Genomic DNA, 21,637 nt, shown 5'->3' with positions numbered 1-21,637 from the left:
TGATTCGCTCAATTTTACTATTACTTTTGTTGATTGCTTTATGCTGCTGAGCGTTTTTATGTTATCTATATTTATTAATAAAAATAGTGCTATAAATAAAAATAATACACATGAGGTATTAGCATGAGTGCGCAAAGTCGCTTTTCTCAACAAACAGATAAAACTTTTTGGAAGTACGGCCACTTAATTTTTACAGGCTTTTATTTATTGCCATTAATTATTAATTTTGACCAATTTACAACAAGCCAAATGACGATGTGTTTAGCTTTTTATATTGCTTTTATTATTTTGTATGTAAAAGCAATTAACTGCGATAACACAAAAATAACCCCCTTATTTTTAGCGCTGCTCGCAATTTGTTTTAGCGCCACATTTTTCACCTCTGGTACACCTACTTTATATGGTTTTGTCGCCTATATAGCAGGGTATTGTTATAACCAAAAGCAGCGGTTTTACGCCGCCTTAGCCATCATCGTTGCGCTTTTTGTAAGTTCTTATTTAAGCGGTATGGGAAAGCTTGAGTACTTTTTAGCGGTGGCTTTAATTTTATGTGCGGCCCTATTTAGTTATGGTATAGCGGCAAAAAGAGAGCATCTACATAAAACTCGCGAGCAAGAAAGTGCAAACCAGTTAGAGCAATTAGCGGCTATTGCCGAGCGTGAGCGCATAGCCCGAGATTTACACGATATTTTAGGCCATTCATTGTCTTCTATCGCTTTAAAAGCCGAGCTTGCAAATAAGCTAAACCAAGGAAAGAGGTATGAGCAGGCGAACAGTGAAATATCACACGTTGCTGATCTTGCAAGGCAGTTACTCAGTGACGTAAGAAATGCGGTGAGCGACTTAAAACAACTCGATCTTGCTAGTCAAATAGCACAGTTAAAACAACGATTAGTAGAGCAAGATTTTAATGTAGAGTTTAAGGTGAATTTAGCGACTTTACCAGCTAAGGTAGAGGGCATTGCTGGCCTTATTATTAAAGAGTCGGTCACTAACTTATTACGCCATAGCAGCACAAAAAATGGCGCTATTAATATAGAACTGTCATTCCGCACCCCTATTTTGAATTAAACCTGCTCATTAATTGAGCGGTTAGACTGTTGTTGTTAAAAAATACTTGACGGCGATCCCTATATTTGATCTATTACTCTCTTTTGAGAGCGCGTATTTATGTCTATCCCTTATGCCCAAAAACTCGAACACCACGGCTTAGTTGCTGGATTTTGTCACGATCTAGGTTTTGTCGATATTATTGATAACGCACTCGGTGGCGTGGCGCCTGAGCGCAACATCAGTTGTGGTCAATTAGTGTTGGCTATGGTGCTAAACGGCCTAGGTTTCACTGGCCGCACACTGCATATGTACAGCGAGTATTTTCAAGGCAAGCCGCTTGATAGATTAATTGGTGAAGGCGTAAAGTCCGAGCACATCAACGACGATGCGCTTGGTCGCTGTTTAGACACCTTATATGAATACGGCGTATCGAAGCTGTATCAGCAATTGGGTGAGGCGGTGGTAGAGAAATTAGGGTTACAAACCGAAGCTTTACACCTTGATTCAACAAGCTTTCATTACGATGGCAAAGCGACAAGCGAGCCTGATGATGACGAACCAAAACCTATCCGTATCGCCAAAGGTTATTCGCGCGACCATCGCCCTGAGCTCAACCAAGTGATACTCAATCTTATCTGTGAGAACCAATCCGGCATACCGGTTTATATGAAGCCTGCCAGTGGCAACAGTAATGACATGGAAGGCTTTAAACAGATTGTAAAGGCGCATATTGGCAGTTTAAAAGCCGCGCAAGCCAGCCGCTATTTGGTGGCCGATGCCGCCTTGTATGTGCAAGAAACGATTGTAGATTTACATACTCAAGGCCAACTGTTCATTACGCGGGTACCGCAAACCCTCAAAGAAGCTAAAACCCTTGTTAAGCAAGCGCCTAACTTGAATTTCACCCCTATCTCACCAGGCTATGAAGGCGTGAGTTATGACAGTGAATACGGGGGGGTGAAACAAAAATGGCTACTCATTCGCAGTGAGCAGGCGTATAAGCGAGAGCAGCATAACCTGAACAAGCGTATGCTAAAAGCCGGAGAAGTTGCCCGCAAAAGCTTTAAAAAACTGTGCCAACAACGCTTCGCTTGCCAAAATGACGCACAAAGCGCCCTTATAAAATGGCGAGGTAAACAAGCGGTATGTGATGTGGATGCAAATGTTGTTGAAGTAGCCATTTTTAAGGGAGCAGGACGCCCTAAAGCAGGGCAGTTACCTGAGCGTATCGAATACCAGATTACGGGTGCATTATGCACACCACTGGCATCCAGAAAAGCCGCTTTACAACAACTGGGGTTATTTATTATTGCCACCAATGATGTTAGCGACCATCTTGATATGGCCAGCTTGTTGAGCAGTTACAAAGCGCAGCAAAACGTGGAAAAAGGCTTTCGCTTTTTAAAAAGTCCCGACTTCTTAACCAGCGCCATTTACCTTAAAAAGCCTGAACGCATTGAAGCCTTACTCATGGTGATGACCTGCTGCTTAATGGTGTATGCAGGGCTGGAGCACCAAATCCGTAAAACCTTGGTGGAGAAAGACTGCTACTTCCCCACGATGAAATACAAGCCGGGCCAACGCCCCACGGCACGCTGGGTGTTCCAGTGCTTCGAGCATATCATCATCATGTACATACCAGATAAACCACCCATAGTGGCGAATATGCAACCGCGCAATCAAACCATTGTTGATTGCTTGGGTGAAAAATATCAGCGGATTTATTCTTAAAATGGGTGCGGAAGATCGGATAGAACAAACAGAACGACAATTACTCATTAGCGTTATTGATAACGCGCCATGCACCACATTAAAAGCAGGTAATGGTTTAAACGGCATTAAAGAACGAGCAGAGCGATTAAACGGCAGTGCAACATTTACCTGTGGCGATACATTTACTTTAAATGTTGTGCTGCCACTGAGTGCTGAGGATTTAAAATGATCAAAGTATATTTAGTTGAAGACCAAGCGCTGGTTCGTGACGCAGTTGCTGCTTTATTAAGCCTTGACTTTAATATTGAGGTAATTGGTCAAGCAAGCAATGGCCAAGATGCGTTAAATGAAATCAACGCGCTTAGTAAAGACTTACATCCAGATATTGTTTTAACAGACATAGAGATGCCAAGCATGAATGGTATTGAGCTGAGCGAACAAATAGCCGCTAAGCATCCTGCAATAAAAATGGTGGTTATAAATAGCTTCTTTAATGGTTACAAAAAATAGACGCTTTATAAATTTCATACAACGTATTACTATTTGACTAATAATTATAAAAGTAACAAAAAGTGCTAAAGTCGCAGCTAAAAGCACCAAAAGAGGCCCTAATGACAACATTAATAGAAATTACCATGCAGCAAAGTGTGGCAACTCTTACCATGAATACCGCTGAAAACCGCCACAATCCAACCTTTATAAACGAGTTTAATCAGCATTTAGATACCATAGAGGCTAACGAGGAGATTAAAGCGGTCGTATTAACTTCAAGCAGTGATAAAAGCTGGTCGCTGGGGATAGATTTACAGTGGATGGCAAACCCAGATAACACGCCTGCGGTTATTGCCGATTTTATGAACTCGATAGGTGCCTTGTTTAAACGAATTGTGACGTTTCCTATGCCCATTATTGCTGCGCTAAACGGTCACACTTATGGTAATGGTTCGGTGCTTGCTTGTGCGTGTGACTTTCGATTTATGAAATCAGACAAAGGCTTTTTTTGCTTTCCTGAAGTGGATGTACTGGTGCCGTTTGTTCCCTCTATGTTTGCTATTATTAACAAAGCCATAGCTCAGCAATTTTTTAACCGTTTAGCAATGACGGGTGAGCATGTTAATGCACAAAAATTATTAGAACATAACGTGGTAGAAGCCACTTTTGCTGATGAGCAAACCTTGCAGGCGGGTGTATTAGAGTTTGCACAAGGTTTTGATAAAAACCGCTGGATATACGCTCAAAATAAAACCCAAATGAATAAGTCAATACTCGATGCAATGGCTGTACAAGACTCTAAATTCATTGAAAGCATAAGTTCGTTGCTGTGGAAAAAATTACAACAGAATTAAGTTTACCCACACTTAAAAGAGCATTAATTAAGTGCAAGTTAAGTGACATTTAGTTATATTTTTACAAAATTCGAAAACTCATAACGTTTTTTTAAAAGTTTAATGGCTTTTACCTGTCTCATTACGAGTATATGAGTTAAAATATTTACATAACCAACTAACAAGATAGTGAATGTCAAACCAAGATCCAAATCTCAGTCGAGAACAAGAAAAGTACGAAAACCCAGTCCCTAGCCGTGAGTTTATACTTACTCACCTTCAAGAGCGTTCAAAACCGGCTAATTACGCACAACTATGCGAAGAATTAACGGTGGATGATGAAGAACGGCAAATAGCATTTAAGCGCCGACTGCGTGCCATGGAGCGTGACGGTCAGTTGTATTTTAATAAATTTAAATGTTACGCCCTAATTGACGAAGCCGGTTTAATCAAAGGTAAAGTAATAGGCCACAGAGACGGTTTTGGCTTTTTAGAAGTTGAAGGCGAGAGTAAAGATTGGTTTATTGCCAAGCACCAAATGAACATGGTGTTACATGGCGACATAGTGCTTGCTAAAGGCACTAAACGTGGCTCGGGCTCAAAATGCGATGCGCGTATAATAAAAGTGCTTACTAATGAGCGCGCGCCCATTGTAGGGCGTTATTTTGTTGAACATGGTATTGCGGTTGTTGTGGCTGAAGACCCACGTATTACCCAAGATATTATTATTTTACCGGGTAACGAAAAAGGGGCACGCCATAACCAAATGGTGCAAGTGCAAATAACCCAAAACCCAAGCCGTAATATGAACGCGGTAGGTAAAGTAATTGACGTACTGGGTGAGCATTTAGCCCCAGGTATGGAAATTGAAGTGGCGCTGCGCAACCATGATATTCCGCATGTGTGGCCAGAAGAAGTTGAACAACAAGTCGCTCATTTTGACGAGTTTGTTGAAGAGGCCGATAAACAAGGACGGATAGACTTACGTGATTTACCGCTTGTCACTATAGATGGTGAAGATGCCCGCGATTTTGATGATGCCGTTTATTGTGAGCCTAAGCCCTCAGGTGGGTGGCGTTTATGGGTTGCTATTGCCGATGTATCGCATTATGTCGGTATGAACACACCGCTCAATAAAGAAGCCATAGAGCGTGGTAATTCAGTGTACTTCCCTGAGCAAGTCATTCCTATGTTGCCTAAAGTATTATCAAACGGTTTATGTTCGCTTAATCCAAAGGTCGACCGTTTATGTATGGTTGCCGAGATGACCATATCGCAACAAGGTAAGCTCTCAGGTTATAAGTTTTACGAAGCGATAATGAACTCGCATGCCCGTTTAACTTATACAAAAGTTAACGCCATATTAAAAAATGACGAAAAACTACGAAAAGAATACGCAGCGGTCGTGCCTCATTTAACTAACTTACAGCAAATGTATATGGCACTTAAAGCAGCTCGTCAAGAGCGTGGCGCTATTGAGTTTGAAACACTTGAGACCCGTTTTGTGTTTAATGCGCAGCGCAAAATAGAGTCTATTGTACCGGTTGTTCGAAACGACGCACACAAGCTAATTGAAGAATGTATGATTTTAGCCAACGTCTCAGCGGCGAAGTTACTCGAAAAACACGAAGCGAGCGTGCTTTACAGGGTGCATGATGAACCTGATAGTGAAAAACTGGGTAACTTTACTCAGTTTTTAACTGAACTTGGGATTGAAAGCACTTTAAGCGATGAACCAACCCCTAAAGAAATTACTCAAGTACTAGCACGTTTAGGCGAGCGCCCTGAGGCTGAATTGATTCAAACCATGCTACTTCGTTCAATGAAGCAAGCGGTTTATCAGCCTGATAACATTGGTCACTTTGGTTTAGCCTTGTCGGCTTATGCGCACTTTACATCGCCAATTCGACGCTACCCTGATTTAGTGGTTCACCGTGCAATCAAAGCCATATTAAAAGCACAAGGGCAACAAACATCAGGCGCATATGCCTACAGTGATGATGAAGTGGGTAAACTAGGTGAGCAATGCTCTACTACTGAGCGCCGCGCAGATGATGCCACTCGTGAAGTTGCTGACTGGTTAAAATGTGAGTACATGCAAGATCATGTTGGCATGGAGTTTAATGGGGTTGTTTCATCGGTTACTAATTTTGGTTTGTTTATTCGCTTAGATGACTTACAAATTGATGGACTGATCCATGTTACTAATTTAGGTGATGAATACTTCCAATATGATGGTGCTAAACACTGTTTAATTGGCGAGCACACGCACAGCGTTTATCGCTTAGGTGATAAGTTAACCGTGCAAGTTGCCTCAGTGAGCTTAGATGATCGCCGTATTAACCTAACGCTCAAAGGTGATGTCGCTCAAGATCGTTATGCACGTCGTCGTACGCCTAAAAAAAGTGCCCCAGCAAGTGTTCGCTCACAACTTAAAGCCGGTAAAATACCTGCTAAAAAGTCAACAAGTGAAAATAAAAAACCTGCGGGTAAATCAAAAGTGGCTGCAGATAACACGATTGTGAAGAAAAAAACCAAAAAAAAAGCGGTCAATAAACCTAAAAGAGGTGGTAAAAATGCTCGTAAAAGTAATAATTCGGGAGCAGATAATTCGTGAGTAATGAACTAATTTTTGGCTTTCATTCTGTTGAAGCAATTTTAGCAAGCGAACCCGAGCGTTTTATAGAAATTTACGCGCTTAAAGGGCGTGATGATAAGCGATTAACCCCGGTTATTGAGCAAGCACGTCAATTTGGTATTTCAGTTCAGTTTATGCAGCGAAAAGCGCTTGATAACAAAGCAAAAGACGAGCAACATCAAGGGATCATTGCCAATGTAAAAGCGGCTCGCGTATTTAACGAAAAAGACCTTGATGAAATAATTGAACGTGAAGACACGCCATTTTTACTGGTGCTTGATGGCATTACCGATCCGCATAATTTAGGGGCATGTTTGCGTAGCGCCGATGCAGCAGGGGTGCATGCAGTGATTGTTCCTAAAGATAAATCAGCAAAGCTCAATGGCACAGCACGAAAAGTAGCGTGTGGTGCAGCTGAAACGGTACCGCTTATTCAGGTGACAAATCTTGCACGCACATTACGTGAGATAAAAGACGCCGGTGTATGGGTTGTTGGTACTGCCGGTGAAACTGACACCCACGTATTTGATGCCAGCTTAACAGGCCCAATGGCTATTGTTGTGGGCGCAGAGGGCGAAGGTATGCGCCGTTTAACCCGTGAGCACTGTGATGTGTTAGTAAAAATTCCGATGGCAGGCACTGTATCAAGCTTAAACGTATCGGTGGCAACTGGTATTTGCTTATTTGAAGTGTTACGTCAGCGTGCTGAAACTAATTAATTTTAATTTAAGTTAAGCATTAAAAAAGCCGAGATTGATAGTCAATCTCGGCTTTTTTGTCGCTATAAAGGCTATTTAGCCTTTAGAATGAGTAGCTATAACCCATTTTAATAGTGCGTGGTTTACCTGGTTGAATACCCCCGTTAGAGCGATTACCAATGTAGGTTTTATCAAACAGGTTATCTACGCTTAGGTATACTTTTTGATTTGCATCAATAAGGTACTTAGCTGCTAAGTCCCATACAACGCGGCTATCAATAGCATTTAAGCCAGAATCACTTAGATCAGCATGCGCATCTGAAACGTAACGCATTTGCGTATCAAACATGAAGCTTTCAAGCTCGGCGCCAAATGATAGGGCCAGTTGATTTTCTGGCACATATGGCATCGCATCGCCTTTTTTCACAGATCCCCAAAGTTTGTTTTCGAAATCGTTTTCAAATTCAGAGTCTGTGTAAGTGTAAGTCAAACGTACTGGGAATGAAGCGGTATTGCTAGTAAATACCTTGCCTGCACTTGCTTCAAAGCCTGATACGGATACTTCGCCGTAGTTATATTGGTCGCCAATATTGTCATCATTACAACCAATTGATGCAGTACAGTTACCGTGCATGTTGTCGTAGTCAGAGTTAAAGTAAATAACCTCACCGTTAAAGCCTGCATAATCGTAACGAGCACCTAGTTCAATGTTTACACTTTCTTCTTCTTGTTGTTCAGCATTACCCGGTGCTGCAGGTGCATAGCCTTGTTGAATGCCGGCAAGAAGCGTTAGCTTGTCATTAACTGTGTATGTAGCACCTAAAGAAGGCACTAAAATTTCAGTGTCATTACTGATGTTTTTTGTTAAGCCTTGGCTGCGCGTTGGATCTGTTTTGGCCCATTCTTCACGTTTAATGGTAATGTCTTCATAGCGAAGCCCTGCGTTGATCATTAATGCATCTAGTGACCACTGATCTTGAATAAATAACGTGGTTGCTTGCGCACTGTCAAAGCGGTTACTGTCTGAACCTGGAATACCTTTTTCAGTGAGTGTCATTGAAAGATCTTGGTTTAGGCTGTACTTGTCTTGCCATTGGAAACGATCCATTTCATCTTCGTGATAACGCACACCAACAGTTATGTAGTGGTTGCCCGCAGGGATATGCAGTTCAGATTGAATGCCTTTAGCTTGGTAATTACGGTTGTTTGCTTTAATAGCAATACCATCAAGTCCTTCGGCTGTTGGATTAGCTTCAAAGTCACTGTACTGTTGTAAATTGCCTAACCCTACTTTACTGGCTTTATACCAGTTACGATAAAAATCATTTAAATATGCAGTGGCAAATAATTCATAGCCTTCGTCAAAGCGATAAGAATAGTTAAGTTGATAACCGTTGTGGCGAGTGTTCATCTCATCGTTTTGCGACGCTGCATAACGGCGGTATGGACTTGCTTGATAGTCTGCATCGGTTAAGCCCATGTAGGTTTCATCAGAACGTTCATCTGAGTATTTCACCTTCATCTCTAAGTTATGCGCTTCGTTTTTACCAAATTTATAGCCAAATTTAAGCAATACATCGTTCTTTTCAAAGCCAGTGTTATCGCTGCCAACGGGAAGTTCTTTAAAGCCATCCGCGCCATAACTAAATACTTCAATTAAACCTGCTGCATTGTTTTTTTCTTTCCCAAAGTAAGCATGGCCTTTATAAAATCCATCACTGCCAAGCTCTGCATTTAATAGCCCCTTAGACCCTTCAGTTGGAAGACTACGCGACACTAAATTTAATACGCCACCTGTTGTACGAGGGCCATATTTAGCCGATGTAGCACCTTTGAGTACTTCGATTGATTCTAAACGGCCTGTCGTTGGGAAATAATAAGCTGCGGGTGCAGCATAAGGGGCTGGCGCGATAAGTACACCATCTTCCATTACCGAAATTTTATCGTTACGGCCCGTACCGGTTCCACGCATACCAATGTTAGGGCGCAAGCCGTAACCGTCTTCCTCTTGAACATATACACCAGGTACAGAGGCTAAAACGCGAGAGATATCGGTAAATTCGAATTTTTGCAATTCTGCATCGGAGATAAACGTAGCCGATCCCGGAATGTCGTTAATGGCTGCTTGCGAGCCAATAACGGTAATTTGTTCAAAATTGCGCTCAACGCTGCCGGCATCTTTTGCTATCGCTGTGCTACTTAAAGATAGTGTAATAGCAGCGGTTAACGAAGAAACTAAAAATTTATGTGACATATGTTACCCTGAAGTTGTTTAAATATTGAAATTAACGCAATTTAAACATGTTAACGAATGATAATCAATGTTATTAAGGTTTGATTGTGTTTACACTTGCTGTTAAAGTGTGCGCTTTTTATAACTTTTTTAACTAAGTATTTATTAAAATGGATTATGTGTTTGCTGGTGTAGGTTAACCTCTTTTAAGGGGGGTCGATTAGCCTAATCTTAGTTTAATAAATTCGGCGAGTTTAAATACGGCGTTTTCAGGCTCGTTGGCAGTTTTTACTAAACTAATACCAATGCTACCAAGTGCAGGTAAATGTTTAGTATGTAATTGATAGGCTAAATCATTCGGTACGGTACTTTTTGCTAGCACTGTAATGCCCAAGCCTTCTTTTAATGCGGCAATTAAGCCGGTTAAATCGGCATTACTATATACAATACGATACTTTATACCGGCTTTTTCTAACGCCTCAGTGGCACGGCGGCGGTAAATACAGCCCTCAGGGGCGGTTACTAAAGTAACGGTTGCATTTTGTGCCAATGAAAGGTCGCCAACCCATACTAATTGGTCTTGAATAAAAATAGGGAATTTCTCTGAGTCAAGCTGCTCGTTAAGCGCCAGTACTAAATCAAATTGATTTTGGCGCTCATCTGAAAGTAAATGCTTACTCAAGCGTGACTTCACCTCTAACGATACATCAGGGTATAGCGCCACAAAATCGCCAATAATGGAAGGTAAAATACGCGCGGCAAATTCGCTGGGGATCCCCAGCCGCACTTTACCAGTCACGCTCTCTGAGGTGAACAACTGCAAAATAGCATCGTTGTGTTGCACCATTTGCTTTGCCATAGGCATTAACAACTCGCCATATTGATTAAGTACTTGGCGCTGCCCCTGTTTTTTAAATAATTTATAGCCGAGTAAGTCTTCTAAACGTTTTACTTGTAAGCTCACCGCCGGTTGCGAAAGGCCAAGTAAATCGCCTGCTTTGGCAAATCCACCGACCTCAACCACCATAACAAAAGTACGTAAACTGTCGGTTGAAATGTTTTTCATATTTAAAATTACTATTTATATGGCTATATAGATAAGTATTATTTATCAATTGATAAGTAATTACAATTTGTTGTTGTAAGCCTTGCGCAATATACTTTTGCCATTAAAGATAGATAGGTATTTGTTATGACTTTTAACCCGATTATGTTTGCCCGCCATAGCAACGCTAACAGCGCGGTTATTAATGCCTTACAAGCTAATAACAGCCACGTTGTTATTGATTTTAGCGGCAGTGAAGCATCGGTATTTTTAAGTGCTGTTTTAGGTCATGACCTCACCAAGCTTACCGCCAGTGGTTTTGGTTTTAAAGGCACGCTGGATGGCTATTTAAATTCTGATTTTAGCTACAGTATTTACTACTTTAGCGAAACCGCCTTTCGATTTGTACTGCCAGTTAATGCCAGCCTGCAATTACAAGCGCTCATTAACGAGCAGCAGCTCAGATACGATATCGACTTTGTGATACGCACCGATTTAGCGACCTTTACTTTAATTGGTAGCAACGCGTTTGATACCTTAGTAGATGCGTTTAAATTAACCCCTGGGTTACGCCTTGCTGATGCGCAGCTTTGCTATGGCGCGCAAAGTGGTGATGTGTTTGTTACTGCGGTTAATAACAACAATGAGCAGCGGTTTATTGTTATTGCTAAAACACCCACCCTTGATAAGTGGCAACAATATATGCAGCAACAAGGCTTTAGTGTTACCAACACCCAAGCAGCCTAACGGGTAAAAGTTAAAAATTACAATTTGGTAGGCGTATTAATGGCTACCATGTTATTCCCCCTCATTTAATTGAGGCCACGCCCACACACATGGGTTAATTTAAAAGTGAAGGAATATTATGACTTCTAAAACAGTATTACATGCAAAGCACCTTGAAGCCGGCGCAAAAATGGTTGATTTTCATGGCTGGGAAATGCCAATTAACTACGGTTCACAAATAGAAGAACACAACGCCGTACGAAACGATGCAGGTATGTTCGACGTATCGCATATGACGATTGTTGACATACAAGGTGAGCAAGCACAAGCATTTTTACGCAAGCTAGTGGCTAATGATGTTGCTAAATTAACGCTACCCGGTAAAGCACTTTACACCGGCATGCTTAACGAGCAAGGTGGCGTAATCGACGACTTAATTATTTACTACTTTAGCGAAACATTTTATCGCTTAGTGGTTAACTCTGCGACCCGTGAAAAAGATCTAGCACATTTAGCTAAGGTATCGAGCGATTTTGCAGTAACCGTTACTGAACGCCCTGAATACGCGATGATCGCCGTTCAAGGCCCTAATGCTCGCGCTAAAACGGCCAAGGTTTTAAACGCAGACCAGCAAGCTGCGGTTGAAGGCATGAAGCCATTTTTTGGTGTTCAAGCGGGTGATTTATTTATTGCTACAACAGGTTATACTGGCGAAGACGGTTACGAAATTGTAGTACCAAACGAGCAAGCCGCCGATTTATGGCAGCAACTGCTTGATGCCGGTGTAGCGCCTGCGGGCTTAGGCGCACGCGATACACTGCGTTTAGAAGCAGGTATGAACCTTTACGGCCTAGATATGGACGAAAGCGTATCACCACTGGCAGCTAACATGGCATGGACGATTGCATGGGAACCAGAAGAGCGTGACTTTATTGGTCGTGATGTTTTGGTAAAACAACGTGCAGAAAAAAGTACTCACAAGCAAGTAGGTCTTATTCTTGAAGAAAAAGGCGTATTACGCAGTGGTTCTAAAGTAATTGTTGATGGTGGCGAAGGTGTTATTACATCAGGCACTTTTTCACCAACATTGGGCTATAGTGTTGCATTGGCACGTGTACCACGTTCAACTGGCGACACAGCCCAAGTAGAAATGCGTAAAAAATTAGTTAACGTAAAAGTAGTTAAATCGGGCTTTGTACGTAACGGTAAATCAATAATTTAAATAATTTGGTTATACCAACAAACAAGCGAATAGCGCTAAGTTGGTATGCTCCCAATCTAAACCAAAGGATGAAACACAATGAGCAATATCCCTAGTGAGTTAAAATACGCACCTTCACACGAGTGGGTTCGTAACGACGGCGACGGCGTTTACACTGTTGGTATTTCTGAGCATGCGCAAGAGCTGCTTGGCGATATGGTATTTGTTGAATTACCAGAAGTTGGCGACGTAGTTGATGCAGGCGAAGACTGTGCGGTAGCAGAGTCAGTAAAAGCGGCGTCAGACATTTACGCACCAATTAGCGGTGAAATTGTTGCTATTAACGAAGAGCTAGAAGATGCGCCAGAAACAGTAAACAACGACGCTTACGGCGATGGTTGGTTATTCCGCATTAAAGCATCTGACGAATCTGAAGTTGATAACTTGCTCGACGCAGAAGGCTACGCACACACTATTGACGAAGAGTAATCGTTAATTAGTTAAAAGCCTCTCTATTTAAAACATTGGGGCTTTTATGATTAAAGCGCTTATTTTTCCATACAAGGTAAGTTGTTAAATCATAATTATTTTTTATTATTACTAGTTACCCATTGGTAATATTTTGGATCATAGGAATCTGGACACATGTCAAACGCCAAATCTCTTGAACAATTAGAGCAAAAGCAAGCTTTTATTCGCCGTCATATTGGGCCAAGCCCTGCGCAAGTAAACGACATGCTTAGCGCTCTTGAAGTATCGAGCGTTGAAGAGCTGATCGGTCAAACTGTACCTGCTGGTATTCGTCTTGAGCAAGGTCTTAATATCGGCGAAAGCCGCACCGAAGTTGAAACACTAAGCTACTTAAAATCGGTAGCCAGCAAAAACAAAGTTTTCAAATCGTATATTGGCCAAGGCTACCACCCAACGCATGTACCGCACGTAATTTTACGTAACGTACTTGAAAACCCAGGTTGGTACACAGCGTACACACCGTATCAGCCAGAGATCGCACAAGGGCGTTTAGAGTCACTATTAAATTTCCAGACTATGACCCTAGATATTACCGGCCTAGATTTAGCAAGTGCCTCGTTACTTGACGAATCAACCGCTGCAGCTGAGGCAATGGGCCTTGCAAAACGTGTCTCTAAAGCGAAAAAAGCCAATGCGTTCTTTATTGCCGACGACGTACACACGCAAACCATTGACGTAGTGAGCACCCGTGCAGAGCAATTTGGTTTTGAAATTATTGTAGGTAAAGCGGCCGATGCTGTGAACCACGACATTTTTGGTGCGTTATTTCAATACCCGTCAACATCAGGCGAAATTGTTGATATAACCGACCTAATTGCTGGCGTACAAAGCAAAAAAGCGATTGCCTGTGTGGCAGCCGATATCATGAGCCTACTACTATTAAAAGCACCAGGTAAATTAGGCGCAGATGTCGTACTTGGCTCTGCTCAACGTTTTGGTGTGCCAATGGGTTACGGTGGTCCTCATGCAGCATTTTTCGCAACACGAGATGCATACAAACGTTCATTACCAGGGCGTATTATTGGTGTATCAAAAGACCGTTTAGGTAACGATGCACTGCGTATGGCAATGCAAACCCGTGAGCAACACATTCGTCGCGATAAAGCCAATTCAAACATTTGTACTGCGCAAGTATTACTAGCCAACATGGCTGCGTTTTACGCGGTATACCATGGCCCGCAAGGCTTAAAAACCATTGCACAACGCATTCACCGTTTTGCTGATATTTTAGCAACCGGCTTAAAAGCAAAAGGCGTTGCACTTAAGCACACGACCTGGTTTGATACATTAACTATTGTTGATGAAAACAAAGCCGACGTGATTGCCCGTGCTGTGGCTAAAGGTGTTAACTTTGCTGCTAACCATGCAGGCGAGTATTCAATTTCAGTATCAGAAACCACAACCCGTGCAGACGTTGCCGAGTTATTTGATATTATTTTAGGCGAAGGCCACGGTCTAAGCGTAGATGCGATTGCTGGCGATATTGAAGCCAATGGCAGTGACTCTATTCCTGCAAGTTTAGTGCGTGATGATGAAATACTAACCCATCCAAACTTTAACAGCTACCACAGCGAAACAGACATGCTTCGCTACATCAAGCGCCTTGAAAACAAAGATTTAGCGCTTAATCATTCAATGATCTCGTTAGGTTCATGCACCATGAAACTCAACGCGACTGCTGAAATGATCCCCATTACATGGCCTGAATTTGCTAATCTTCATCCATTCTGCCCGCTGGATCAAGCAGAAGGTTACCAAATAATGATTAACGAGCTACACGATTGGCTAGTTAACATTACCGGTTACGACGCGGTTTCACTGCAACCAAACTCAGGTGCACAAGGTGAATACGCAGGCCTAATCGCTATTCGTAAATACCACGAGTCACGAGGGGACGCACACCGTAACGTGTGTTTAATTCCAAGCTCTGCGCACGGTACTAATCCAGCGTCGGCACAAATGGCCAGCATGAAAATTGTGGTTGTTAACTGTGATAAACACGGCAACATCGACATGGAAGACTTAAAAGCAAAAGCTGCTGAGATGTCTGAAAACCTATCATGTGCCATGGTAACCTATCCATCTACTCACGGTGTGTACGAAGAAACGATTCGTGAACTGTGTGACATTGTTCACCAGTATGGTGGCCAAGTTTACATGGATGGCGCCAACATGAATGCCCAAGTAGGTGTTACTAGCCCAGGCTTTATTGGCTCAGATGTGTCGCACTTAAACTTACACAAAACGTTTTGTATTCCACACGGTGGCGGTGGCCCAGGTGTTGGCCCAATTGGTGTTAAATCGCACCTTGCGCCATTTATGCCAAACCACAGTGTAATTAACGTACCGGGTACTAATGCTGGTAACGGCGCAGTATCGGCAGCCCCTTACGGCTCTGCCGCTATTTTACCTATTTCATGGGCTTACATTGCCATGATGGGCTCTGAAGGCTTAAAACAAGCAACAGAAATGGCGATTGTAAATGCTAACTACCTAAGCAATGAGCTAAGCAAGCACTTCCCAATTTTATACCGTGGCCGTAACAATCGCGTTGCTCACGAATGTATTATTGACCTACGCCCATTAAAAGAAGCCTCAGGCATTACTGAAATGGACGTCGCTAAGCGCTTACAAGATTACGGTTTCCACTCACCAACCATGTCGTTCCCAGTAGCGGGCACATTAATGATTGAGCCAACTGAATCTGAGTCTAAGGGCGAAATTGATCGCTTTATCGAAGCCATGGTGTCGATTAAAGGTGAAATCGATAAAGTGATCTCTGGCGAATGGTCTATCGAAAATAACCCACTGGTATTTGCACCACATACACAAGCTGATGTGTTAGGCAATGAATGGGATCGCGCGTATGACCGTTTTTACGCCGCCTTCCCAGTGCCCGCGGTTGCTAAAAACAAATTCTGGCCAACGGTTACGCGTATCGATGACGTATACGGCGACCGTAATTTAGTATGTGCATGTCCTCCGGTTGAGACATACCGCGATTAATTTTTGAACTTTAATGGGTAGTAAGTTCCACTGTAGAGTGGGGTTTATCGAAATTATAAAAGCCGTTGTAGCAATGCAGCGGCTTTTTTTGTATGTGGTGATTAACGTTAATTGTATAAATGTAGGTTGGGTTGAGTGAAACGAAACCCAACGAGCATGCCTTAAATTGTAGGTCGTCCTTTAGGGCGAAAAAGTGAATTTTACCACAGAGAGTTCAGAGGCGCTTCGCGCTGCACCGAGGTTTAATATCTGTTGTAGGAGACGATTTCAGCTACGAATGATTTAACACCAAGGATACAGTTAACCATCGTAGGCGCTGAGCTTGCTGGCGCGTGTGATTGTAGGTTGGGCTTTAGCCCAAAAAAGAATTTCACCACAGATAACTCAGAGGCGCTTCGCGCTGCACCGAGGTTTAAAGTAGATTGTTGGTTTTAACATTACCGTCTGTAATTTAAATAATATTGCGCAAATGTAGCCTTTGGGCTACACTTGTTTTATGAAATATCGTGTTAAGAAAACCGACGAGTTCGACAAGTGGCTTAAAAAGCTAAAAGATCGGCAAGCATTTATGGCGATTGCTAAACGTATAACGCGCGCTATTAATGGTAACTTTGGCGATAGCGAGCCCGTTGGCGGTGGTATATCTGAAATGCGTATTTTTGTAGGGAAAGGCTATCGTGTTTATTACATAATCCAAGGCAATGAGATTATTTTACTACTCAATGGCGGATATAAAGGCACGCAGAGTAAAGATATTAGCAAAGCGAAAGCCCTTTTAAGTGAATTGGAGTAACTATTATGACTGTACAAACATCAGATTTTAACCCGTTTGATTATATGGAAACCCAACAAGAAATTAATACATTTTTAGAAGAGTGTTTAGCTGATGACGATCCAAATACCTTTATTGAAGCACTCGGCTTATTAGTTAAAAAACATGGCGTGAGTGATATTGCTAAGGCGACAGGGTTAAACCGTGAAAGCTTGTATAAGGCGGTAAATGGTAAAACTAAACCTCGTTGGGAAACTGTTTTTAAAGTGATGAAAGCACTTAATTTTCGCCTTACAACACAAGTGGCGTAGGTTGGATTGAGTGAAACGAAACCTAACGGCTTTGTTTAAATTGTAGGTCGTCCTTTAGGGCGAAAAAGTGAATTTCACCACGGAGTGTAGTGGTCAACTAATTTTGACCACTACACTATTGCAGATATGATTAATTTAAATTATGAGAAAGAATAAATGGGTAAAAAAATTTCATTAGATGCTTGTCCAAGATGCGATCGAGATAATGAGTCAAAATCTCAACTATGCTGGTGTGGTTATAACTATCATGAGCCAGATAAGTCAAAACCCACTGCTAATGAGGAATATATTTTTCATAATACAAAAACAAGCCATAAGCGTTATGAATCTATGGTTGTATACGCTCTACACTATGCGCTTAAATTTGTTGAGATTAAATCACAGTATCATGTGGGTTTGATGGGTAAAGATTATTATATAGATGCTTATATACCTGCTTTAAATTTAGCTATCGAGGTTGATGAGCCTTATCACGAAACTCAGAAAGATCATGATATAAAAAGACAAAAAGAAATTGAAAGTGAATTAGGATGTAAATTTATAAGGGTTTCTTGCCGGGAGTCAATCTATAACCAAGTTGATAACATTATTGAATTTGTTAAGGAAAAAGATACTAGCCCTTGGTTATATAAAAACCCAAGGCTGAATTTTCGTTCTGGTGAATATTCAAAGTCACATTGGAATGCACTAGTTGACAATAAGATACCTGAAAAAATGGATTTTTTTGCTGATAACTTAAAAAATAACGGTTATGAGATAAAAACAGGCTCAGTCCGTGGTATACCTTCGATTAGTAATGGTGAATATGGGTTCTTAATATCCAATAATAACGTTACCTTAGCAGTATATGCCAGAAAAACAGGAAGAGTTAACGTAAGGTTAATGTACTACCCTGAAGATATAGAGTCTTATGTGATTAAGCTTGTTGAACCTAGACAGATTTCTAGAGAAGGTGTGCCAAAATACTATGCGATTTTGTCCTGTGAAAACTCACTAAAAGATATTAAAGAGTCAGAAAAAAAAATAGAGCATTTCTTCAGTAAAATAAAACAATTCATAAGTTAATGATCCCTCAGAACTAGATTAGGGTCAAATCCTGAGGGATCCCCACATTTTTTATCCAAGCTACAAGCACTCACGGTAATCCTTATTTAGTTGGTTGAGTGCTTCTAAAAACGTTTTCAATTTTATTTTATAGCCAAATTTTTCGAAGTATTGCGTTCCTAAACTAAAACAAGACAGCACGTTTCTATCCTTTATCGTATTCGCCTGAAAGCTTCTATGCACATTCAATATTTTTGCCGTTAAACCTGCTAGCCAAAGGATAAAATTAGCAATTAATGCTATCAATAATGCGACATTCAAGCGGCCTTTTTCATAGCTACGACAATGACGTAAGTTCAAGCCATTACTTGTGTTTTTTAAGTCTCTAAAGGACTCTTCTATTTGCATTCGTTGACTGTAAATTTTAACAATATCTTGTGCTGAATAATTAATATTGCACAATGAGGTAAATAATAACCATGGCTCCGTCGCACCTTTAGCATGTTTCAAGCTTACGCTGCTGCGAATAGTTTTTCCTCGAAGATTTTTCTTCTTTCTTTGTTTAGGTTTTGATTTAAATAAGTAAAAGTGACCACTCAATGAATTGGCTTTAGCGAGTTGTGTTTCAAATAAATAAGCGGGTCTTGCAGTTGCTTTTGAGTAAAGTGTTTTGACTGGTGACCAACATGTATCATCTTCTGGCTTTTGATATTGTGTTTGATGCCTCACTCTGCCTACAAAATCCCAACCAAATTTAAGCACTAACTTAAACCAAGGATTGCGAAATCCTGCATCGGTAACGATGATCGGCTTGCACTCAGAAGGCAATATTGATTTAAGTGTTTTGAGGAAATCCTTATGCACGCTTTGCTTCATGTATTCACATTCACGAAAACTTTGCTCATAGATTGTCATTGCTCGACCTTTAACTGGGACTGCTGCTCGTAATAAATGAAACTCGCCACAGGGTGTTAACCCAGACCAATCAATCGTCACGCATGGACGTCTAATTTGACCAATCACGCGGCGAGTGATTTCTTGGTAATAGTGGTAGCGGGCGTGCTGGACGCGGGGGTTGCCAAATAACCTATCCATTCGTTTAATAGTGTGTTTAACCTTCGCGTTGCTCTTTAGTTTTCGCCCTAAAGCAGCAATGGATAAGAACTTATGTTGGCAGAGTGTTTCTACCGCTTTCATTAATGTGCAGTGGTTACGCTTATCAATAATACCCGCTGTATTAGAAAATGTTTTATGTAATAATTTACTCAAGTGCATAGTCGATTTACTTTGTAATTTCTTTGGTCGGAAAAAACATATAAGATCAGAATTGGCTGTGCACTTCAACTGTTTTTTACATTATCTTATTGATTTATATTATCAAATTGTGGGGATTCGTCAGGCGCCAACCCCGAAACTCGGCATCAGGACGATGCCGTTTCCGAATGGGAAATCACGCTTCAACTCGCCATACAGGAAACTTGCGCCGTTCTTGACCCAGGCAAACCCCAGCGATGGCACGAGACGGTAATCCCCGATGGGGCGCAATCGGTATTCGATGCCGTAGCGCCAGGGGTTTTCCACATGCCGGTCGATGCCCACCTGGCCGATGGTCAGATTGAGCGTGGGCGAATCCGTCATCGCATCTTCTGCCGGGAACGCCTGGACGAATACCGGGAAAATGAGTGTTGCGGTGATAATGAACCACCCCCGCAAGACAGAGCTGGAAGCCGACCGCCTCATGAGGGCCATCCTACCAATCAATCCGCCAAGTCGACCGTCGGCCCCAGCTCAACGGGAAGCGCCATTGAAATATTCCTGGGTACCATGATGGGCCATGGCACCCGCGATACGGCCAATGGCCTGGGTGTAGGCCGCAGTCCGCAGAGTGACGCCATTCTTCTCTGCATAGTTAAAACACAACCCGGCCTCAAGGGCCAGACGCTCGGCGAGTCGTTGGGTGACTTCCTCTTCGGACCAGATATCGCCAATACGGTTTTGCACCCATTCCAGATGACTGACGATCACGCCGCCAGCATTAACCAATACATCGGGTAGCACCTCTATACCGCGATCTACCAACAGCCGATCAGCACCACCACTAACCGGCCCGTTGGCGATTTCCAGGATCGTGGTAGCATTTACCGACGCGGCGTTATCCTCGGTGATAGCGTTTTCCATGGCAGCAAGTACCAATACATCCACATTCATCGCCAGCAGTTCATCGTTCGTCAATTGCTCGAACTCGGATTCTTCGCAGACCGAAGCGTCGCAATAGACCATGCCCTTGAGTTCACGGTTCTCGTTTTTGTGCCGCCAGATCGGGTCCGGGTCGAGTCCGTCATCAGAATGGATGGCGCCTTTTGAGTCCGACAGCGCGACGATGCGATAACCGCGCTCGTGGGCCAGCCGGGCGAAGTGATAGCCGGCATTGCCGAAGCCCTGGACTGCCACGCTGAGCTCTTCCGGTGCTTTGCCCCGACGTTCCGCCCACAAATCGAGCACCTGCAGGGCACCGCGCCCGGTGGCTGCGGTGCGCCCCTTAGAGCCACCCAGTCCCAGCGGCTTGCCGGTGATGGCGGCGGGTACCTGGCGGCGTTCGATCCGGGCGAATTCATCGGCCATCCAGCCCATGATGGTGTCGTTGGTATTGACATCCGGCGCCGGAATGTCGCGATCCGGCCCGATGAGATCGTGAAAGGCGCGGATATAGCCACGCGACAGGCGTTCCAGTTCCAGTCGAGAGAGCACCTTGGGATCGACGCAAACACCGCCCTTGGCGCCACCGAACGGCAGGTCTACCACCGCGCACTTGATCGTCATCCAGAAACTGAGCGCTGTGACTTCCTCCGCGCTGACGTCCGGATGGAAACGAATGCCACCCTTTCCGGGGCCTCGGGTATCGTCGTAGCAGATGCGCCAGGCCGGAAAGAATTGCAAAGCGCCGTCGTCCATGCGGACCGGGACGTTGATCTGCACGGTCTGCTGTGGCTGGGCCAGACGTCGGCGCACGTCTTCAGCGACATCTAGTTGGTCAAAGATCGCGTTCAGGTGATCGTTATCACCGAAGGCTTGGGAGTTTGAGTGGCTCATCATTGTGACTCCTTATTGGATGGGGTATCGCAGCAGGCATCGGACTGTTTCTTGCGCCATAGGGCGTAGGCGGTCAGGCCGATGAAAAAGGCCAGAGCCGGTAACAAAACGTAATCCAGATAACCGGTTAGTGCCGCCAGACCTACGGCACCGAGCAGCACGACCAGGATGGGCGTGAAGCAGCACAGGGCGACGATCACCGTCCCGATCAGACTAACTCGCAGAAGTGTTTTGGGATTTTTCATCGTTCA

19 protein-coding genes and 1 pseudogene are annotated in these 21,637 nt (G+C 43.0%); 14 read left to right on the top strand and 6 right to left on the bottom strand.

Annotated features, from left to right (window positions below):
- Nucleotides 1–123: 123 nt before the first annotated feature.
- The 7 genes and pseudogenes from AC6H44_RS12535 (at nt 124) to rlmB (ending at nt 7,448) form a co-directional block, all read left to right on the top strand.
- On the top strand, nt 124–1,071 hold the full coding sequence (locus tag AC6H44_RS12535; protein ID WP_500735874.1) for a sensor histidine kinase: 948 nt from the start codon (nt 124–126) through the stop codon (nt 1,069–1,071).
- A 99-nt stretch (nt 1,072–1,170) separates the two neighbouring features.
- Entirely contained in the window at nt 1,171–2,784 is a 1,614-nt protein-coding gene (locus AC6H44_RS12530; RefSeq protein ID WP_500735873.1) for an IS1634 family transposase, read from the top strand.
- A gap of 1 nt (nt 2,785) precedes the next feature.
- On the top strand, nt 2,786–2,995 hold the full coding sequence (locus tag AC6H44_RS12525) for a hypothetical protein (RefSeq protein WP_500735872.1): 210 nt from the start codon (nt 2,786–2,788) through the stop codon (nt 2,993–2,995).
- A pseudogene (locus AC6H44_RS12520) lies at nt 2,992–3,255 on the top strand (response regulator); the annotation flags it as partial. The gene AC6H44_RS12525 and the pseudogene AC6H44_RS12520, both read left to right, overlap by 4 nt.
- 122 nt (nt 3,256–3,377) lie before the next feature.
- Entirely contained in the window at nt 3,378–4,112 is a 735-nt protein-coding gene (locus AC6H44_RS12515; RefSeq protein WP_500735870.1) for an enoyl-CoA hydratase/isomerase family protein, read from the top strand.
- A 172-nt stretch (nt 4,113–4,284) separates the two neighbouring features.
- Nucleotides 4,285–6,708 carry a ribonuclease R gene (gene rnr / locus AC6H44_RS12510; RefSeq protein WP_500735869.1) on the top strand — a complete coding sequence of 808 codons (2,424 nt, stop codon included), beginning with the start codon at nt 4,285–4,287 and terminating at the stop codon, nt 6,706–6,708.
- Entirely contained in the window at nt 6,705–7,448 is a 744-nt protein-coding gene (gene rlmB, locus AC6H44_RS12505) for a 23S rRNA (guanosine(2251)-2'-O)-methyltransferase RlmB (RefSeq protein ID WP_500735868.1), read from the top strand. The genes rnr and rlmB overlap by 4 nt, the downstream gene beginning before the upstream one ends.
- Before the next feature lie 82 nt (nt 7,449–7,530).
- Here rlmB and AC6H44_RS12500 read toward each other — a convergent pair whose 3' ends face one another.
- Both AC6H44_RS12500 and AC6H44_RS12495 read right to left on the bottom strand, forming a co-directional pair.
- The gene (locus tag AC6H44_RS12500) at nt 7,531–9,681 is read right to left on the bottom strand and encodes a TonB-dependent receptor family protein (RefSeq protein ID WP_500735867.1); all 2,151 of its coding nucleotides are present in this window, start codon (nt 9,679–9,681) and stop codon (nt 7,531–7,533) included.
- Nucleotides 9,682–9,880: 199 nt separating this feature from the next.
- Nucleotides 9,881–10,726 carry a LysR family transcriptional regulator gene (locus AC6H44_RS12495; protein ID WP_500735866.1) on the bottom strand — a complete coding sequence of 282 codons (846 nt, stop codon included), beginning with the start codon at nt 10,724–10,726 and terminating at the stop codon, nt 9,881–9,883.
- Between the two features lie 126 nt (nt 10,727–10,852).
- Here AC6H44_RS12495 and AC6H44_RS12490 point away from each other — a divergent pair, with 126 nt between their 5' ends.
- The 7 genes from AC6H44_RS12490 (at nt 10,853) to AC6H44_RS12460 (ending at nt 18,317) form a co-directional block, all read left to right on the top strand.
- Nucleotides 10,853–11,452, top strand: a complete 600-nt coding sequence (locus AC6H44_RS12490; RefSeq protein ID WP_500735864.1) for a hypothetical protein — start codon at nt 10,853–10,855, stop codon at nt 11,450–11,452.
- A gap of 118 nt (nt 11,453–11,570) precedes the next feature.
- Nucleotides 11,571–12,653, top strand: coding sequence for a glycine cleavage system aminomethyltransferase GcvT (gene gcvT / locus AC6H44_RS12485; RefSeq protein WP_500735862.1), 1,083 nt, complete (start codon nt 11,571–11,573; stop codon nt 12,651–12,653).
- 78 nt (nt 12,654–12,731) lie between these two features.
- Nucleotides 12,732–13,121 carry a glycine cleavage system protein GcvH gene (gcvH, locus tag AC6H44_RS12480; RefSeq protein WP_500735861.1) on the top strand — a complete coding sequence of 130 codons (390 nt, stop codon included), beginning with the start codon at nt 12,732–12,734 and terminating at the stop codon, nt 13,119–13,121.
- Between the two features lie 156 nt (nt 13,122–13,277).
- Entirely contained in the window at nt 13,278–16,169 is a 2,892-nt protein-coding gene (gene gcvP, locus AC6H44_RS12475) for an aminomethyl-transferring glycine dehydrogenase (protein ID WP_500735859.1), read from the top strand.
- Between the two features lie 496 nt (nt 16,170–16,665).
- Complete coding sequence (locus AC6H44_RS12470; RefSeq protein ID WP_500735858.1) at nt 16,666–16,962, top strand: type II toxin-antitoxin system RelE/ParE family toxin; 297 nt, start codon at nt 16,666–16,668, stop codon at nt 16,960–16,962.
- Between the two features lie 5 nt (nt 16,963–16,967).
- Complete coding sequence (locus AC6H44_RS12465) at nt 16,968–17,252, top strand: addiction module antidote protein (protein ID WP_500735857.1); 285 nt, start codon at nt 16,968–16,970, stop codon at nt 17,250–17,252.
- Nucleotides 17,253–17,408: 156 nt separating this feature from the next.
- Entirely contained in the window at nt 17,409–18,317 is a 909-nt protein-coding gene (locus AC6H44_RS12460; protein WP_500735856.1) for an AbaSI family restriction endonuclease, read from the top strand.
- A 60-nt stretch (nt 18,318–18,377) separates the two neighbouring features.
- Here the strand turns inward: AC6H44_RS12460 and AC6H44_RS12455 are convergent, their stop codons facing one another.
- The 4 genes from AC6H44_RS12455 to merF form a co-directional block, all read right to left on the bottom strand.
- Nucleotides 18,378–19,571, bottom strand: coding sequence for an IS4 family transposase (locus AC6H44_RS12455; protein WP_500735855.1), 1,194 nt, complete (start codon nt 19,569–19,571; stop codon nt 18,378–18,380).
- A 120-nt stretch (nt 19,572–19,691) separates the two neighbouring features.
- Nucleotides 19,692–20,036, bottom strand: a complete 345-nt coding sequence (locus AC6H44_RS12450; protein WP_500735854.1) for a hypothetical protein — start codon at nt 20,034–20,036, stop codon at nt 19,692–19,694.
- 48 nt (nt 20,037–20,084) lie between these two features.
- Nucleotides 20,085–21,389: a Glu/Leu/Phe/Val family dehydrogenase gene (locus AC6H44_RS12445; protein WP_500735852.1), complete on the bottom strand. Its 1,305-nt coding sequence runs from the start codon at nt 21,387–21,389 to the stop codon at nt 20,085–20,087.
- Nucleotides 21,386–21,631, bottom strand: coding sequence for a mercury resistance system transport protein MerF (gene merF, locus AC6H44_RS12440; protein WP_500735851.1), 246 nt, complete (start codon nt 21,629–21,631; stop codon nt 21,386–21,388). Before merF ends, AC6H44_RS12445 begins: the two co-directional genes overlap by 4 nt.
- Nucleotides 21,632–21,637: the final 6 nt, after the last annotated feature.

Source organism: Pseudoalteromonas sp. TAP-3C, from assembly GCF_059888565.1.
Note: the sequence above shows the minus strand (reverse complement) of the source record. Positions and strands in the feature narration are given on the sequence as shown.